Here is a 17,661-nt window from a genome sequence, read left to right as displayed (position 1 = left end):
CCTTCTTGCTTTCTGCGGTGGGTTCAGGCGAGTACTAGAAACCGAGGCGGTTTAGTGCCCGCGGGTCAGACTGCCATTCTTTGGCGACTTTCACGTGGATGCCCAGATACACGCGGGTGCCGAGCATCGTTTCGATTTGTTCGCGTGCTTTCGCACCAATTTTACGCAGGTTTGACCCGCCTTTGCCGATAATGATGGCTTTTTGCGAGTCGCGCTCGACGTAAAGATTAACGTGAACATCAAGGAGAGGGTTGTGTTCAGGGCGTCCCTGGCGAAATTCCATTTCTTCAACAGTAACAGCTATCGAATGGGGCAGTTCTTCGCGGGCGCCTTCAAGAGCTGCTTCACGCACAAGCTCTGCAATGAGCGTGGCTTCTGGCTCGTCGGTGAGCTCCCCTGCGGGGTAAAGAGGCGGGGATGTGGGGGTGTAACTTGCCAGCAGGTTAGCGACCGCATCCACCTGAAAATCTTGTACCGCTGAGACCGGGATAATATCTGCCCAGCCGCCTTTACCGTCTACGGGCAGAGGTTCTTCCTGTACGGTTCCTGCCGCGCGGCGTGCTGCCGGGCCGCTGCCTTTGGCGAAGGGAACGGCGTCGTTTTTACGCGCCTTTTTGGGGTTGCTCCCCTGCTTGGCGCGGTGTGTTGCTCGTTGAGCGCGGCTGGCGCGCTCTGCGCTCATGACTTCTTCGCCTAGCGCCTGAACCGCTAGAAGCTGTTCGGTGAGCTGCTCATTTCCCACCGTGTCGGCTTTGGTAACGATCGCCACCACAGGCTTATTGCTGGCGGCCACAAGCTGCGAGGCGATGTACCGGTCGCCGGGGCCGATTTTCTCGTTTGCGGGGATGCAGAACCCGAGCACATCCACCTGTGAGAGGGTTCCAGCCACCAGGTCGTTCAGCCGCTCCCCCAATAGTGTGCGGGGCCGGTGAATACCGGGGGTGTCAATAAGGATCAGCTGGTAGTCGTCCTTGTGCACAATACCGCGGATGGTATGGCGTGTGGTTTGCGGACGGTTGGAGGTAATAGCCACTTTCTGCCCCACCAGGGCGTTGGTGAGAGTGGACTTCCCCGCGTTGGGGCGTCCCACCAGTGACGCAAACCCGGATCGGAAACCCTCCGGGTAGCTAGGTAAGGGCGCTGTAAGGTCGATGTCCATTAATTCCTCCATGATGTAAGTGAAAATTCTATAGAGTGAGTCTGAAAATTATCTGTGAACCAGCTGCGCGGGTGTTTGTTTACCTCAGGTTTATTGCGCACCTGTTCCGCATTATGCGCGGGGTGCGGGGCTATTCGTCGGTCTCTTCATGTGAGTGGTTCTGTTCGGGCTCATGCGGGGGCTGTGCCCACACGAGCAGCGTGTCGATCTGGTGGCGGCGCCCGCCAGCGCTTACCGCCCGAATGTGGATACCGTTAACTGTCACCTCAGCACCGACAATGGGTACTTTCCCCAGGTTTTTGGCGAGCAGACCGCCGACGGTGTCTACTTCTTCGTCCTCTAGGTTAATACCGAAAATCTCCCCTAACTGTTCAACCCCCAGCCGGGCGGACACTTTGAAACTGCCGTCTTCTTGCAGGGCGTAGTCGGGCTTCTCGTTATCGTACTCGTCGGAGATGTCCCCCACCAGCTCTTCAATAATGTCTTCTAAGGTGATCATTCCGGCGGTGCCGCCGTACTCATCAACCACAATGGCAACGTGGGTAGATTCACGTTGCATACGGCGCAACAGGTCCAGTGCCGGCTTCGACTCGGGCTCAAAATGTGCCGGGCGCATGAGTGAGATGATGGTGGGCTCCTCGCCGCCGTGGGCGCTATCGGCGGTCGCCAGGCGGGCCCGCACCGCATCTTTAAGGTACAGAATACCCAGAATGTCGTCGGTTGATTCACCGATCACAGGCATCCGGGAGTAGCCGGAGCGAAGAAACAGCGTGGTGGCATTTTTGAGGGTTTCGCCTGCCTCAATGGTGAGCATGTCGGTGCGAGGAACCATGATGGAGCGGATACGCGTATCGTCCATCTCAAAGACAGACTGCACGATCTGTGCCTCATCGCCCTCAATGGTTTCGGCCTCTGAGGCGCGGTCCAGAAACTCACGCAGCTCCTCCTGAGCGAAAACTCCTTCAGGTGCGGCCGGGGTGCGCCGGGGCGAGAATACACGCACCAGCACATCTAAGGCACGGGTGATAGGCCCCAGCAGCAGCGCCGTGTAATAGGTGGGTGCTGCGAGCATTTTCAGCACCGCCACAGACCGGTTACGCCCCGTAGCACGCGCCCCCACACTCAGCAGCGGGTACCCCACCAGGGACACCACCCCGAGAGTGAGCACCGCCGCAACACTGTGCTGGTCAATCAGCTCAAGGATCGCAAGCATCGTCGTCAAACTAGCGATGGCGGTGCTGAGGATACGCGCTAACCGTAGCGGGTGCGTGTACCTCTCAGATTCTCCCCCGGTGGCGTGCTCAAGCACCCGCGCCAGCCGCGTGTGCGGGCGTTTGAGCGCCAGCTCTTGGGCTTCCTGGTGCGGTAAATAGGTGAAAGCAGTCTCGGCTGCGGTAATGGTGTACGCGCAGGTGGCCGCAAGTACCGCTGCGGAAAGCAGAAGTAAGAAAGTCACGGAAGGGTCCTCAGTGGCGGGTCTCGACGGGGGCGGGACGGCCCAGGAACTCTTCAAGGATGCTGCGCTGAATACCGAACATTTCGGCCTCTTCCGCGGCGGTACCGTGGTCATACCCTAAACAGTGCAGGATCCCGTGCACGGTAAGCAGGCACAGTTCATCAAGGGTTGAGTGCCCGGCCTCGGCGCCTTGGCGTGCAGCCACCGGTGGGCAGAGCACAATATCGCCCAGCATCCCCGTAGCTGGTTCGGTGTCCGTGCCGGGGGTCAGCTCATCCATGGGGAAGCTCATGACGTCGGTAGGTCCGGAAAGGTCCATCCATTCAAGGTGTATCCGCTCCATCTCACGCTCATTCACAATAGCAATGGAGAGGTACGTACTCTGGCTGACCCGCATCCGGTTAAAGGCGTGCTCAACCAGCCGGGTCAGTACCGCAGTGTCAACAGCTGCGAAAGACTCCCGAACCAGCGCATCGGCTTCTGGTTCGGTACCGGTGTCTGGCTCCTCAATCTCAAATTCTAGCTCCGCCACCGGCTAAGCCTCCTTACCGGTTCCGGGGGTCTCGCGCCCGGCCCCAGCTGGGGCATCCCCGTTAATACCGGCACGATCCAGCAGCTTCTCAGCCGCCGCCTCAATCGTGGCACGCTTGACCTTCCGGTTACGTTTGCGTTCCATCGCCTTCTGGTCTTCACCCCACCGGTCGTAAGCTGAGACAATATTCGACACTAAAGCGTGACGCACCACATCTGAGGATTCAAGGACACAGAATTGAATGTCCTCAACGCCCTCAAGAATATTACGCACCTGCTTTAAGCCGGAGGCCTGCCCGCCCGGCAGATCAACCTGGGTCACGTCCCCGGTAATGACCATCTTCGACCCAAACCCCAGGCGCGTGAGGAACATTTTCATCTGCTCCGCGGTGGTGTTCTGGGCTTCGTCCAGAATAATGAACGCATCATTGAGGGTACGCCCGCGCATATACGCCAGCGGGGCCACCTCAATTGTGCCCGCCTCCATGAGCTTAGGGATCGTCTCGGGCTCCAGCATATCGTGCAGCGCATCGTACAGGGGCCGTAAGTACGGGTCGATCTTATCGTTCAGGGTGCCCGGCAGAAACCCCAGGCGCTCCCCCGCCTCCACAGCGGGACGGGTCAGAATAATACGGTTCACCTCGCGGGACTGCAGCGCCTGCACCGCCTTAGCCATCGCTAAATATGTTTTACCCGTACCGGCTGGGCCAATACCAAAAATGACGGTGTTCGCATCGATCGCATCCACATACTTCTTCTGGTTTATGGTTTTGGGGCGGATCGTGGTTCCCCGCGTTGACAGGATGCTCGCCGATAGGGAACGGGCGGGATCTTTTAGCTCATCGGTGAGCATACCCATGAGACGGTGAATGACCTGCACCGTAATTTGCGTATCGTGGCTGGCTAATACCCGCAGCTCATTGAGCAGTTTAGCGGCGGTGTTCACCGACTCAGACGGGCCGGTAATCAGCAGATCAAGCCCTTTAGGGTGCACGCTGATGCTCTCAAAATAGTCCTCAATCAGTGACAGGTAGGCATCCTGCGGCCCGAGCACCGCCACCATCTCTGCGGCGCTCTTAAAAGAGACTGTGCGGGCCGTTGAAAGCGGTCGGGAGGTAGTTGTCATATCAGCTCCTTGGCTAGTGTATAAACCTTAAGTATAGCCGTGCCTACCACCTGCCCAGGGCAATATTAACGGCGCATAACCCTGCGGATCCTGCGGTCGAGGAACGCAGCACCTCGGTACCCAAAAGGGCTAGGGATGCGCCCGCCTGCGTGAACATCTCAACTTCACGTTCGCTGATGCCCCCTTCGGGCCCGACCACCAGGTAAATCTCACCCAGCCGTTCCCCGGCGCTTTGCCCCAGTAGAGTGGTGAGGCGTTCACTCGCCTGCTCGTGCAGTATAAAAACCGCCGCCCCCTGTGCCCTCACCTCGGCAATAAGCTCCGCAAGCTCGGGGGTCGAGTGCAAATCGTAGACGGTGGGGATACGAGAACGGCGGGACTGTTTCGCCGCAGCCACAACGGTATTCCGCCATTTCGTGTGAGCCTTAGCGGCCCGTTCCCCTTTCCACCGCACAATTGAGCGGTCTGCGCCCCACGGCACAACCCCTGTGACGCCCAGCTCGGTGGCTGTCTCAATGGCCTGCACATCGCGCCCGTCCTTAGCGAGCGCCTGCACCACATACACCTCCAGGGGGTTCTTATCATGTTGAATCTCAATGATACGCACCCTAATGCCGCCGGCGGTTGTTGCTTCAACGGTACCTAACGCCCGCCGCCCCTGCCCGTCAGCAAGGTCGATGCGTTCACCGTTCTCAACACGTTTCACCTTCGCGTGGTGCCCTTCGGGGCCGGTAAGTTCGAAGTCCGTCCCCGGGGTGAGCGGGTCAAACTCCTGCGGTGCTATGTAGAAAACGGGTGCGCTCATCGTGCCTTCCTGGGTTAAACAGGCGGGTGGCCGCCTTCGGCAGGGGCCACCCACATCTGTGCGTTATTTGAATTGCTCTTTGAGCTTGGAGAACAGCCCGTGTTTCTGTTTCACGTGGCTGCCTTCCTGCAGGTTCTCCCCCCGCAGTTCGGCGAATTGCCGCAGCATGGTGCGCTGCTCCTCATTCAGGTTGGTGGGGGTGGTGACCTGGATACGTACCCGCAGGTCACCGCGGCGGTCCTCATGCAGGCGGGCTGCACCCAGCCCGGGTAGGGTGACGGTGTCTCCGCTTTGGGACCCAGCGGGGATATTGACCTGCTGCTGTCCGTCGAAAGTTTCCAACGGGATGACGGTGCCAAGGGCGGCAGCCACCATGGGCACGTTCACGGTGGTGAGCAGGTCATCACCTTCACGGTTAAAGTACTTATCGGATTTGATCCTCAAATCAATGTAAAGGTCGCCGTTCGGTCCGCCGTTGAGGCCAGCCTCACCCTTGCCGCGCAGGCGGATGCGGGCGCCGTCGTTCACCCCGGCAGGCACGGTGAAGGTGACCGGTTCATTGGCCCTGACCCGGCCTTTACCGCTGCATTCGGCGCAGGGGTGCTTAATGACGGTGCCGTACCCGTGGCAGGTGGGGCATTCAACCTGCTGCATGACGGTTCCAAGGATGGACTGCACCCGGCGCTGCATGTACCCCGCGCCGTGGCAGGTGTCGCATGTTTCAGGGTGCGTGTCGGGGGCGGTGCCTTCGCCCTGGCATGACTGACAGGTGACAGCGGTTTTAAGATCAATAGTTTTTTCTACACCGAACACGGCATCGCGCAGGCTGATGGAGACGTTAATAAGAGAATCTTGGCCCTGGCGCACGCGGGAGGCAGGCCCGCTCTGCTGACCGCCGGTGAACATGTCAAAGAGGTCTTGGAAACCGAACCCGGCACCACCAAACCCGCCGAATCCGGCGCCCCCGAACCCTCCAGCGCGTCCTTGCTCGTCGCCAGTTGCATCGTAGATACGGCGTTTCTCGGTGTCTGAGAGCACCTCATAGGCGAGGGTTACTCGTTTAAATTCTTCGGCGGCATCAGCCGAAGGGTTCACATCGGGGTGTAGCTGGCGTGCCTTCTTACGGTACGCCTTTTTAATCTCTTCGGGGCTGGCGTCTTTGGAAACGCCCAGGGTTGCGTAGTGATCGCTCACGTGCTTGTTTATCCTTGTTATCTTTCAGAGGCCGATTACGCGGCGGTTAGTGTGTTGCACAGTGCCCGCGGTTGAACATTGTAGCGGATACATCCCATGCGCACTCAATGCGGAGGTTATGCGCAGCATGAGTCACTTACATCGGTTTCCCCTTAGCTGTGGGGCGCACCGGTTGCCGGTCATAGCGTGGGGTGCCGTAGGGCAGGCACTCATACCGTAGTTTATGCTACCAGCTACCGCCCAGTGCACAGACAGTCTTTCGCCCACGGCGAGTTATCGGTTCCCTTAGAATGGGAGGGTTCACCACACGAGCATGGGAGGCACTATGAGCGAGCGTTACGGCTGGGGCGCGCAAGATATTACCAGTGATGCGATGAACCGTCGCCCACCGGCCCCGCGTCAGATCCCGCTGCAGCGCGGCCTGCTTCTTGAGGACACCCAGAGCGGTTGGGTGGGTGAGGTGGTACGTGCCGAACGTATCGGGGGTGAGCTGGTGTTCGGCCTTGAAGACGCGCACGGGCGTGTACGTAATTTCCCCCTCGGGCACGGTTACCTGCTGGAGGGCGAGCCTATTGAGGTCATCGCCCCGGCTGCCCGCAAAGCGCCCGCGAAGAAAATTTCGCGGTCCGGTTCTGTCGCGGTGCAGAACGCCCCCGCTCGGGTTGCCCGCGCCTCCCGCATCTGGGTTGAAGGAACGCATGACGCGGAGCTGGTTGAGAAAGTGTGGGGCCACGATTTGCGGGTGGAAGGCATTGTGGTGGAGCCGCTGCACGGCGTGGACGACTTAGCTGCCGCCATCCGGAGCTTTAGTCCCGCACCGGGGCGCCGCCTGGGCATTCTGGTGGACCACCTGGTTGAGGGCACCAAGGAGCAGCGGATTGTTGCTGAGGCGTTGGCTGTTCCAGGTGCGGCTGGGAACGTCAAAATTGTGGGGCACCCTTTTATTGATATTTGGCAGGCTGTGAAACCCGCAAAACTCGGGTTAAAAACGTGGCCCGCAGTGCCGCACGGGGAAGACTGGAAGAAAGGTACGCTCCGTCGGTTAGGTCAGCCGCACGCCACGCAAGAAGATGTGGCGAACGCCTGGAAGCGCATCCTATCTCGGGTGGATTCATACACGGATCTCGATCCGGCCCTGCTGGGCCCAGTGGAATCACTCATTGATTTTCTAACCGAGCCGGGATCCTAGAAAGCAGCTTCAAGTTGCCGCAAATAGCCTCCCACAAGGGAAGAAAAACAAAAAATTTTCTCAAAAACCCGCTGTCAATGTCTCGCAACGGTTATTTAGGGCTCCCAAACCCGGTACAATAAAGCTTGCTACCACCCACGATTCTGCGCGATGGTAGCCACTATACAAAACGCTCAAACAATACACAGGATACTCGTGACTCACAATACTCAGTCGGCAAGTTCTGAGCTTTCCGAAGCTAAAGAACGTACCATTGCTTCTTTTGCGCACTTCGGCGGCATCCTCGGGTTTCTTCCCTCCGCCGCGATCTATCTCAAGTACCGCGGGCGTGGCACAGGGTTCGCTGAGCAAGAGGCGCGTGAAGCGATGGACTTTACTCTCGTTCCCAGTATCGTCATTCTTGTTTTTATGGTGGCCAGTCTGATCCCGAACATCGGGAATGTTGCTTTACCCGCTGCCGCGCTCGCCTGGATTTTCATGGCGATTGGGGCAATGCTTGGCGGGTCGAAAGCGTCTAAAGGGTACGCGTACACGTACCGTTTCACCCCGCGCCTGCTGGAGAAATCGTACTTCGATAAGAACTAGAATCCCGATACTTTTACTATTGATGCCTTGCTACCCGGGCGGCTCTGCTCGGGGTACGGTTATGCCATTGTGTGGCAGCATGTCAAAAGCATAGGTACAACATGCCAACAGGCACCGCATATTGGGTGTAGATGCAGCTGTGGGCCTCCGACACCGGAGACCCACAGCCGTATTCACTCAACTTCAGCAAGGAAGTTATGTTTTTGAAATCTTAAACATAACTCACCCCGCCGGGTACAGTTTATCTAACATTCAATCTGATGTCTAACAGATTCGATGAACTTCCATAAGGTTAAACCTTAAATATAATCATTAGGTGCTGTGATCAATCTCTGGGAGTAGTTCACGGGTCACGGCGTCTCCCAGAAGCCTGCCGCGTAGCGTAAGACGCACCCGTGCGTGAGAATCCGGTTCTGCGTTTGCGGTCAGAGCCTCTGGCTCAATCAGCCCCTGAGCTATCAGCCATCGCAGCGAAGCCCCGAGTTCTTGAGGGTCGTGCACCGCCAGCAGCTCACGTACCGGCAGCCCCTCCCGCACCCGAATCATGAGCATAATCGTCTCAAACGCCCGGGTGGGAGCATCCAGAATCTCACGTGCAGCTGCCGGGGACTGCCCGGCCCGTACACGGTGCGCATAAGGAACAGGGTGTTTAAGGTTCCACCACCGGGTACCGTTAAGGTGCGAATGGGCCCCCGGGCCAATTCCCCACCAGTCCTGGTTACGCCAGTACGCCAAATTATGGTCGCTGCGGGTCTGCGGCGATGAGGAATAATTCGACACCTCATACCAGCTGTACCCGGCGTCGGTGAGATACTCCTCCGCGAGCAGGTACATATCGGCCATCAGGTCGTTATCTGGCATGGTGTAGTCGCCGCGCCGGATCTGTGCGGCAAGTTTGGTACCATCCTCGACAATGAGCGAGTACGCCGAGATGTGGTCGGGCCGGTACGAAATTGCGGCTTTCACGCTGCGCCGCCACTGTTCCAGTGTCTCACCGGGTGAACCATAGATCAGATCAACCGAGACCTGCAGGCCAGCTTCTTGTGCCCACGCAATAACTTTGGGAACATTCGCGGGGGTGTGGGTACGGTCAAGCACCTGCAGCACCTCAGGAACTACGGACTGCATGCCGAAGGAAACACGCGTGAATCCCCCTTCCTTGAGGGCGAACAGATCGTCACGGGTCACCGAATCCGGGTTAGCTTCGGTGGTGATTTCAGCGCCCGTTCTGATTCCAAAAACATCCGCTGCGGCCTGCAGAATACGCACCAGATCTCGCGCGGGAAGTTTCGTGGGCGTGCCGCCGCCGAAGAACACCGTGTGCAGCGGGCGCCTTGCCACCCCGGATGCTTCAAGCGTTCGGGCGGCAAAGAGAATCTCGGCAATGGCATCGTCTGCGTAAGTGCCCAGCCCTATCCCGTCACCGAAATCTTCGGTGGCGTACGTGTTGAAGTCGCAGTACCCGCACCGCACCGAACAGAACGGAATATGCACGTAGAGGCTGAAATCACGGCTCTCACAGCCCCGGGCGGAGGACGCGGGTATATGCCCATCACGAGGCGCGGGCGCGCCAGAGGGCTGTGCGGGTGCCAAGTGGGGTGCCTCCTCACCAAGTATCGTATGAGTCTTTTTGCGGGATAGGTGCGTTTAAGTCATACGGGTAGAGCTTTACCGCGCGGGAATTCTCACGCAGCAACAGCCCTACCCGTGTTCCACACTGTATCGGCTACTTTTTCTTGTCTTTCTTCTCTTTCTCTTCACCCGAAGAAAGAGCGGCAATAAACGCCTCTTGCGGCACTTCAACACGGCCGACCATCTTCATGCGTTTCTTGCCTTCCTTCTGCTTTTCCAGCAGCTTGCGTTTACGCGAAATATCGCCGCCGTAGCACTTTGAAAGCACGTCTTTGCGCATCGCACGGATATTCTCACGGGCAATAATGCGGGAGCCAATGGCAGCCTGGATAGGCACCTCAAACTGCTGGCGGGGTATGAGTTCACGCAGCTTACCGGTCATCATCACACCGTATGAGTACGCCTTATCGCGGTGGGTGATGGCCGAGAACGCGTCCACTTTCTCGCCCTGAAGAAGGATATCGACCTTCACCAGGTCAGCTTCTTCCTCGCCGTCAAACTTCCAATCCAGCGATGCGTACCCGCGAGTACGGGACTTGAGCTGATCGAAGAAGTCAAAAACAATCTCGGCCAGCGGCAGGCGGTACCGCATCTCAACACGGTCTTCAGACAGGTAGTCCATGCCACCCATCTGTCCGCGGCGTGACTGGCACAGCTCCATAATTGCACCAATGTAATCGCTGGGGGCAATAATCGTACACGCCACCATCGGTTCACGAATGGTAGCGACCTTACCCTCGGGGAATTCGCTCGGGTTCGTCACACGCTTTGCATTACCCGCTTCGTCTACCACATCGTATATAACGTTAGGGGCGGTCGAAATCAGGTCGAGATTGAACTCGCGTTCCAGGCGTTCCCGCACGATCTCAAGGTGCAGCAGCCCCAAGAACCCGCAGCGGAACCCGAACCCCAGTGCCGCGGAGGTTTCCGGCTCATAGATGAGCGCAGCATCGTTAAGTTTGAGCTTATCGAGAGCATCACGCAGCGCCGGGTAGTCTGAACCGTCGATGGGGAACAGGCCCGAGAACACCATCGGTTTAGGATCCTCATAGCCGCCCAGCGACTCCTCCGCCGGTTTATGGGCACTTGTGACGGTATCACCCACGCGGGACTGGCGCACGTCCTTCACACCTGTGATAAGGTACCCCACCTCCCCCACGCTCAGACCCTTCGAGGGGATGGGCTCAGGGGAAATGACGCCGATCTCCAATAGGTCATGTTCAGCACCAGTAGACATCATCTTGATTTTCTGGCGCGGCTCCAGTCTGCCGTCTACCACACGCACATAGGTGACCACACCACGGTATGAATCGTACACGGAGTCAAAAATCATGGCGCGGGCGGGCGCGTCCGCCGTACCCTCGGGAGCGGGAATACCCTCAACGATACGGTCCAGCAGAGCCTCCACACCCTCACCGGTCTTGCCGGAGACCCGCAAAACTTCGTCAGGCTCACAACCAATAAGGTGCGCCAGTTCTTCGGCATACTTATCGGGCATCGCGGCGGGCAGATCAATTTTATTCAGGACAGGGATGATGGTGAGATCATTTTCCATCGCCAGATACAGGTTAGCGAGGGTCTGCGCCTCAATACCCTGCGCCGCATCCACCAGAAGCAGCGCACCCTCGCACGCGGCAAGCGAGCGAGAGACCTCATAGGTGAAGTCCACGTGGCCGGGCGTGTCAATCATATTCAGCGCATAGGAGGTGCCCTCCACCTCCCACGGCATACGCACCGCCTGAGATTTAATGGTGATACCGCGCTCGCGCTCAATGTCCATGCGGTCAAGGTACTGCGCCTTCATATCGCGCGGGGCAACCACACCGGTTGCCTGGAGCATACGGTCAGCGAGAGTGGACTTGCCGTGATCAATATGCGCAATAATGCAGAAGTTGCGAATAATCGCGGGGTCGGTGGCCGCCGGGACGGGCGGGTTCTTCGACAGAGGAGCCACTCGCTTCAATCCTTTCAAGGGTGTTCGCCACAGATAATAGGCATAGCCATCTAACATTTTCCCATGTTTAGAGCGGATGCGCGAACCAACGCCGGGTGGGAGGCGTCCCACCACCCACGCAGCAGTTCCGCGCAGCTGCCCGCTGGCCGGTGGCTGTGCTACTGCGGCTGCGAGCAGGTATTAACCAGCTCCCCAATCCCCTCAATACGGGTTACCAAAGTTTGCCCCGGCTTCAGCCACCGACGCGGGTGATACGACAGCCCTACACCCGCCGGAGTTCCGGTGAGAATCACATCGCCCGGCTCAAGCGTCATAAACGTTGACAGGTAAGAGAGCAGCTGCGCCGGGGTAAACACCATATCGGCGGTGGTGCCGCTCTGGCGGATTTCCCCATCCACCTCACAGCTCATGGCCAGACCGGCCGCAGGATCCACCTCATCCGGGGTGACGATGACCGGGCCGAAAGGGGTCATCCTATCCCAGTTCTTCCCCTGAAACCACTGGCTGGTGCGGCCCTGCCAGTCCCGTACCGAGACGTCATTCGTGACCGTATACCCCAGAAGCCCCTCCAGCGCTTGCTCTTCACTCACACCGCTCATACTCTGACCCACCACCAGCCCAAGCTCAACCTCCCAGTCGATTTTAGTGCTCTGGGCGGGCATACGAATCTCATCACGCGGGCCGATTAAAGCGTTAGCGTATTTAGCGAAAATCGCGGGATACTCAGGGAGCTCAAACCCCATCTCAGCGGCGTGGTCCCGGTAGTTCAGCCCCGCGCAGATCACTTTACCGGGGCGGTCAATCGGTTGCACAAAATTCAGCGATTCCCACAGCTGCATCCCGTGCCCGAGCGTAGTCGCCCCATTTTCACGCATAATAGCGAGCGCATTCTTGGGGTCCCCGAAATTCAACCGGTAGCGCCCATAAAACTGCAGCAGCGGTCCGAGCTTGGCGGGGAACTCATACACAGTCTGCTCGTGCAGGCAGACGGCGCGGGTGCCTTTCTCATCTTTAATCTGTGCCCAGCGCATGGGTTCCTTCCGGGTTGGTGGTATGTTCAGCGTATGTATCGGAGTCTAGCAGGGTGAGCAGGTTCGTATCAGGTTCCAGTACGCTCTTATCGTTATTTTTAATGTTCCCGATACGGCTGCTAACCTGCCGCACACGCCATTGGGCTGCCTGAGGGTAGGCGGCGTGCTGAAGCTGTTCCAGAGCAGTACGAGCATCGTGCAGGTCGCTCACGCCCATTGTAGGCATGTGACTATCTTCTGGGGTGCCGGCTACACGCCCCGACCCCAACCATACGTCAAGGGTGCTCGGTTGTCCGTTGACGGCAGCAGGGTTGAGTGGCAGCGGCATTCGCTCGTGAATGTGCCCAAGTTCCCGTAAAAGCGGTGAGCCGTCTTGCCCGGTGTAAGAGCGCGGTGAAGCCATCGTGAGGATTGTGAACGTCAAAAGCCACTGGCCGGTTTGCGGCTCATACCCTCCACCGGTTAGCGCTTTTGCTGATACCGGGTTTATCTTATACCAGGCGTACAGCCCCGCCAGGTACAGGTACTGACCGGGCGGGCCGATACGCTGCGGTATTTTATGTTCTTTAACGGTGCCTCGGGCCGTGATGGTGCTGCCTTGTACACCCCATTCGTAGTAGCCGCTGGTGGGTATTGCACAGTGCCCGGTGACGGCAGGACGGGCATAGCTTGCTTTCTCAAAAAGGGTTTCACTGCGGGCGTTGAAGGTAAGGGAGGGAGGTTTAGGGTCTTCGTCCCAGGGGTGCCAGTCGGGAATCAGGCCCCACCGGGCACGGTATATTTCCCGGTAGGTTCCGCCTGTGTCTAGGGCGGATGCCCCCAGCCGGTGCACGCCGGGGCGGCGCGGAGCATCTGGCAGCTGCCCCTGAGCGGTACGGGTTACGCGGCGGTTCAGCAGGATTGGGACCTGCTGGGTGGGCGCAATATTCCACGAGGTAAAAGGCTCCGTGAGCGGCACCCCACCCAGGGAGGTGCCGTAGTGCGCCTCAAGCCCGTACCGGCCGCACATTAGCGGAACCCGTTCTGCGCGTATACGTCAAGGATGGCGTCTTCCAAATCCTCCATGAGCAGTGCCGGATTGGCTTCTTGTGCGGCGCCGATGGTTGCCGGATCAAGCGGTAGCCCCAGTGCTGCATAGACACGCTCGGTGACAGACCGCAGTGGAGCCGAGTCGGCGACCACGATGCCTGTGCTAAACCACCAGGCGCCAGAGACAACGCGCTGGGCGGTACCGACCAGTTTTATACGTTCTCCGGCACGTTCGCCTCCTAACCGGGCGTGCACCGAAAATTCGCCGGGGCAGTATTCTCCGGGTATCTCCCCCACGGCTGCGTCCACACCAACATCTTGTAACGCCCGGGCGAAAAGCTCGCCGAAAAGTTTATAGCGTAGGTTGCTGCCGGTTTTCGCATCGTCAGCTGGCTGAAAATGGTCGATAACCAGGCACCCCGGGTGGTAGGCTGCCGCATGCCCACCAACTTTGCGGACGAGCACGTTAAAACCCATGTTTTTGCAGGCGGTAACGGCTTGGGCAAAGCCGGGGTTGAGTTCGTCACGGCGTCCAAAGGCAACGGTGGCTTCGGGCTGGTAGATGCGCAAAGTGGCGTTTCGGCGCCGGTGCGCAACCTCGCGCAGAATTGTGAGTGTCTCGTCGTAACGGGCAATGATTCCACCGGATGTTTCACCGGTTTCGCGTAGGATATCCACGGGTTCAAGTGTACCCGTATTCACCGCAGGTAACGGTTCTGTTCAAAGAACCAGTGGGTTTATTGTGTCTCTTTAAGGTCAGCTATAAGGCTCGTGGCGGGTGAACCTTGCCCGCCAGGTAACTCTGTGTGGGTTTTAGTGACATAATGTCAGACACACTAGTGGTTTAGCTACCCCTTTCTCCCTTGACCTGCCAGGGGTATGCTTATAGAGAACAGGAAAAACAGTATCGTAAATTCCCACATAAAACCACCTAAACACATGCATCGAACCGCGTAAACTATAGACCATACTGGTCCGAAGGAGAACGCCATGAGCCAGAAACCGGAGGATTCGCCCAAAGAATCCACGGCTGCACCAGATACAGTACCGGGAGCCTCCGCACCCCCGCCGCCTCACACGACGGGTGCGCCACAAGAACGCACCATTCTTGCACTAAAAGTTGCGGCCATCGTTATCGTCACCTTAGCTATTTGGTTTATTCCCGCCCCGCCCGGGGTAGACCCGCGCGGTATGCACATGGCAGCTATTTTTGTTGGCACCATCCTGGGGCTCATCCTCCAACCGCTGCCTACCCCATCCATAGCGCTCACTGGTTTAGCCATAGCCATGATTACCGGCACGATGACAGCTAAAAAAGAGGCGCTCGCCGGGTTTGGCAACTCCGCCATATGGATTATTGTTGCGGCATTTTTTATCGCCGACGGTTTCCTTATCACCGGTTTAGGCAAACGCATCGCTCTTCTTTTTGTGTCTCTTCTGGGTAAGTCTTCTTTGGGGCTCTCCTACGGTATGGCTATTACCGACCTGGTGCTTGCCCCAGCCACCCCATCCAATACGGCCCGCGCAGGCGGGGTTATCTACCCCATCATTAAATCCCTTGCTGAGGTGAATGGCTCCACCAATGAGAGCACGGAATCGCGTCGGAAACTTGGTTCTTTCCTGCTCATGACAGAGGCCCAGGTTAACACCATCACTTCAGCAATGTTTCTTACCGCCATGGCTGGCAACCCGCTCGCCGTGAAATTCGCGCAAGATAAAGGCGTGCACCTGGACTGGGGAACATGGGCGTTGGCCGCTATCGTCCCCGGCCTAGCCGCCCTCATCGTGCTGCCGTGGGTGATGTCGAAGATATACCCTCCCACCATTAAGAAAACCCCCGATGCCCCCGCACACGCCAGGGAAGAGCTTAAAAGCATTGGGCCGATGACCCGACCCGAGTGGATTATGCTTGGCACCTTTATAGTGCTGCTTATCCTGTGGATCGGAGGCTCCAGCCTGGGGGTGGATGCTACGGCGGCCGCATTTTTGGGTATCGCTATTCTGCTCGTTACCAAGGTACTTACCTGGAAAGATATGGCGGCTAACTCAAGCGCCTGGTCCACGCTTATCTTCTTCGCCGTGCTGGTAGGCATGGCCGATCATCTCAAAACCCTTAAAGTGGTTGAATGGATCGGCGCATCCGTCGCCAGCAGTGTGGGTGGAATGGCGTGGCCTTTAGCGTTTGGTGTCCTGGCGCTCGTATACTTCTACATCCACTATTTCTTCGCGTCTAATACCGCGCAGATTGTGGCGCTTTATGCGGTCTTCCTCGGTGCAGCTATTGCAGCAGGTACCCCGCCCATGTTTGCGGCACTATTCTTAGGTTTCGCCGGTAACCTGATTGGCGGCATCACCCACTACGCTTCCGGGCCTGCCGGGGTGTACTTCGGATCCGGGTACATTAAGACCGGCGAATGGTTCAAGCTGGGCTTTATTGCCTCGGTCGTGAATATTATTATCTGGGGTCTCATCGGTACTGTCTGGATGTTCTCCCTCGGGTACGGGCGGTAACAGCCAACCCCACCTTTATGCAACTGTGGCGGGCACCTTTGAAGGTGCCCGCCACAGCAGTCTTTGAAGCCCAGACCCTACTTACCAGCAGCCGCTTTCTGAGCTTCCTCAGCCTCAGCGTAGTTCTCAAAAACATAGTCAATATACGCCGTGTCAACGGGCTTAGCACCCAGGGCATCAAGCCCCTGCGTCAAAGCCTGTTCGTATTCCCGCTCATAGCGTGCCTCGCACCGTTCAACCGCCTGTTCTTTCTCAATAGTTAGCCGTACCGCATTAATGCTGTACCCGTTACGGCTCAGATAGTCCACAAGCTGCTGCGCCACAAACCCCGGGGTGAACGTTGCCTCCAGGATCAGGTTCATCCCCTCATCCGCGAACGTGCTCAGAAGAATACTCCCCAGTTTCGCTGAATCTTCACGGGCGATCGTCGCAATATCCATGGGGAACAGCTTATTCCCCTGCTTCTCAAATTCACGTGCAGGTTCAGGTTTTAAAGCCTCATACCAGCCTTCGGCAAGGTACTGCCGCAAAAAAGCCCGATCAAGAAGCTCGGGGTCAATCACTATATAGTCTTCGTTCCACCCCTCAATAGTGTTCGCAATATACTCGCTTTTACCCGACCCCGGGGCGCCCACCACCACATGCGCTTGCCGCTGCGCACCGGCGCTGGAGAACATTTTGCGGTAAATCGCCGTGACGTGCCCGAAAAGCTCTCGTTCCTGTTCCCACTCTTCAATCAAATCAGCAGGCAGCGGTAGACCTCGCGCGGCGAGCGCCTGCAGATCGGTGGGGTCAATGAGGTTCTTATAGAACGCCATCACCAGCTCGTCGTAGCTGCCAGGCATAAAGAACCGGAACTCGTGGTACGGGTTCCACTGGGCGTGTACGTTGTAGTCCCAGCGGGTCAGCTCGTCGGCCAGCTGCTCGTTGGTCAGGGCACCAATAGCGTAACGGGTGCAGATCTCCTCGGGGCCAGCACCCGAAAAACCAGGTTTCACAGGTCGCACACCCGGCAGCGCCTGCATATTGGTGTTCAGTTCTTCTTCGCTAAACCCGGCGCTCTCATTCGCCTCCTGCGGAGACATACCCGACTCTATCTTGTTTTTGAGGACGCGGCGGGAGTCCAGCTGTTGCAGATTTTGCCGGTACATGGCAATTTTTTGGGGGTCGAGAGCCACCGTCGGCGCTCCTTTCAGGGTCAAAAAATATCGGCGAAGGTGCGTTTGCCGTAGCCGGTGCCGCACCCGTTGTTAAAGCATAACCGAGGCTCCGAAGTATTACCTACACGCCCGGTGTAGGTGGTCACGAAATCACACCTGGGGTAGGCTTTAAATCAAGGCTATTGTCACACGCATCCGCGGGTTCTGCCGCGCTACGATGGTGTTCTTATCGGATGCGTCTACCGCTGCAGAAGGGCTCCTCTCATGCATCAAGAGCAGAACATTACTCACACCCTTAA

The 17,661-nt window shown here is 57.9% G+C and carries 15 protein-coding genes; 3 read left to right on the top strand and 12 right to left on the bottom strand.

Annotated elements, in window-relative coordinates; translation table 11 throughout:
• Nucleotides 1–34: 34 nt before the first annotated feature.
• From D8M23_RS02655 to dnaJ, 6 genes are all read right to left on the bottom strand, one after another.
• The gene (locus D8M23_RS02655; RefSeq protein WP_037233602.1) at nucleotides 35–1,159 is read right to left on the bottom strand and encodes a GTPase Era; all 1,125 of its coding nucleotides are present in this window, start codon (nucleotides 1,157–1,159) and stop codon (nucleotides 35–37) included.
• A 130-nt stretch (nucleotides 1,160–1,289) separates the two neighbouring features.
• Nucleotides 1,290–2,615 (bottom strand): hemolysin family protein, encoded by a 1,326-nt coding sequence (locus D8M23_RS02650; protein WP_126853547.1) that lies wholly within the window; start codon nucleotides 2,613–2,615, stop codon nucleotides 1,290–1,292.
• Between the two features lie 10 nt (nucleotides 2,616–2,625).
• Entirely contained in the window at nucleotides 2,626–3,147 is a 522-nt protein-coding gene (ybeY, locus tag D8M23_RS02645) for an rRNA maturation RNase YbeY (RefSeq protein WP_126853545.1), read from the bottom strand.
• 3 nt (nucleotides 3,148–3,150) lie between these two features.
• Nucleotides 3,151–4,272, bottom strand: coding sequence for a PhoH family protein (locus D8M23_RS02640; protein WP_051121960.1), 1,122 nt, complete (start codon nucleotides 4,270–4,272; stop codon nucleotides 3,151–3,153).
• Nucleotides 4,273–4,315: 43 nt separating this feature from the next.
• Nucleotides 4,316–5,077 carry a 16S rRNA (uracil(1498)-N(3))-methyltransferase gene (locus tag D8M23_RS02635; protein ID WP_006887172.1) on the bottom strand — a complete coding sequence of 254 codons (762 nt, stop codon included), beginning with the start codon at nucleotides 5,075–5,077 and terminating at the stop codon, nucleotides 4,316–4,318.
• Between the two features lie 63 nt (nucleotides 5,078–5,140).
• Entirely contained in the window at nucleotides 5,141–6,271 is a 1,131-nt protein-coding gene (dnaJ, locus tag D8M23_RS02630) for a molecular chaperone DnaJ (RefSeq protein WP_006887358.1), read from the bottom strand.
• A 325-nt stretch (nucleotides 6,272–6,596) separates the two neighbouring features.
• Between dnaJ and D8M23_RS02625 the strand changes: the two genes are divergently transcribed.
• Together D8M23_RS02625 and D8M23_RS02620 are read left to right on the top strand one after the other, a co-directional pair.
• Nucleotides 6,597–7,460 (top strand): DUF3097 family protein, encoded by an 864-nt coding sequence (locus tag D8M23_RS02625; RefSeq protein ID WP_126500092.1) that lies wholly within the window; start codon nucleotides 6,597–6,599, stop codon nucleotides 7,458–7,460.
• 195 nt (nucleotides 7,461–7,655) lie between these two features.
• Nucleotides 7,656–8,045, top strand: a complete 390-nt coding sequence (locus D8M23_RS02620; RefSeq protein ID WP_006887297.1) for a DUF4870 domain-containing protein — start codon at nucleotides 7,656–7,658, stop codon at nucleotides 8,043–8,045.
• 312 nt (nucleotides 8,046–8,357) lie between these two features.
• On the opposite strand, the gene hemW is transcribed toward D8M23_RS02620, so the two are convergent.
• The 5 genes from hemW to D8M23_RS02595 all read right to left on the bottom strand — a co-directional run bounded on the left by hemW (nucleotide 8,358) and on the right by D8M23_RS02595 (nucleotide 14,369).
• Complete coding sequence (hemW, locus tag D8M23_RS02615; RefSeq protein ID WP_126853543.1) at nucleotides 8,358–9,638, bottom strand: radical SAM family heme chaperone HemW; 1,281 nt, start codon at nucleotides 9,636–9,638, stop codon at nucleotides 8,358–8,360.
• 133 nt (nucleotides 9,639–9,771) lie between these two features.
• On the bottom strand, nucleotides 9,772–11,631 hold the full coding sequence (gene lepA / locus D8M23_RS02610) for a translation elongation factor 4 (RefSeq protein ID WP_037286595.1): 1,860 nt from the start codon (nucleotides 11,629–11,631) through the stop codon (nucleotides 9,772–9,774).
• Between the two features lie 158 nt (nucleotides 11,632–11,789).
• Nucleotides 11,790–12,662, bottom strand: coding sequence for a fumarylacetoacetate hydrolase family protein (locus D8M23_RS02605; RefSeq protein ID WP_126853542.1), 873 nt, complete (start codon nucleotides 12,660–12,662; stop codon nucleotides 11,790–11,792).
• Nucleotides 12,643–13,671 carry an SOS response-associated peptidase gene (locus D8M23_RS02600; RefSeq protein WP_126853540.1) on the bottom strand — a complete coding sequence of 343 codons (1,029 nt, stop codon included), beginning with the start codon at nucleotides 13,669–13,671 and terminating at the stop codon, nucleotides 12,643–12,645. The genes D8M23_RS02605 and D8M23_RS02600 overlap by 20 nt, the downstream gene beginning before the upstream one ends.
• Nucleotides 13,671–14,369, bottom strand: coding sequence for a lipoate--protein ligase family protein (locus D8M23_RS02595; RefSeq protein WP_126500096.1), 699 nt, complete (start codon nucleotides 14,367–14,369; stop codon nucleotides 13,671–13,673). The genes D8M23_RS02600 and D8M23_RS02595 overlap by 1 nt, the downstream gene beginning before the upstream one ends.
• Nucleotides 14,370–14,681: 312 nt before the next feature.
• On the opposite strand from D8M23_RS02595, the gene D8M23_RS02590 reads away from it, so the two are divergent.
• Nucleotides 14,682–16,202: an anion permease gene (locus D8M23_RS02590; protein ID WP_126853538.1), complete on the top strand. Its 1,521-nt coding sequence runs from the start codon at nucleotides 14,682–14,684 to the stop codon at nucleotides 16,200–16,202.
• A 77-nt stretch (nucleotides 16,203–16,279) separates the two neighbouring features.
• On the opposite strand, the gene D8M23_RS02585 is transcribed toward D8M23_RS02590, so the two are convergent.
• Nucleotides 16,280–17,380: a zeta toxin family protein gene (locus D8M23_RS02585; RefSeq protein WP_094757871.1), complete on the bottom strand. Its 1,101-nt coding sequence runs from the start codon at nucleotides 17,378–17,380 to the stop codon at nucleotides 16,280–16,282.
• Nucleotides 17,381–17,661: the final 281 nt, after the last annotated feature.

This window comes from Rothia sp. HSID18067 (genome assembly GCF_003989445.1).
Lineage (GTDB): Bacteria > Actinomycetota > Actinomycetes > Actinomycetales > Micrococcaceae > Rothia > Rothia aeria.
This window is presented reverse-complemented; position numbering and strand designations above follow the sequence as displayed.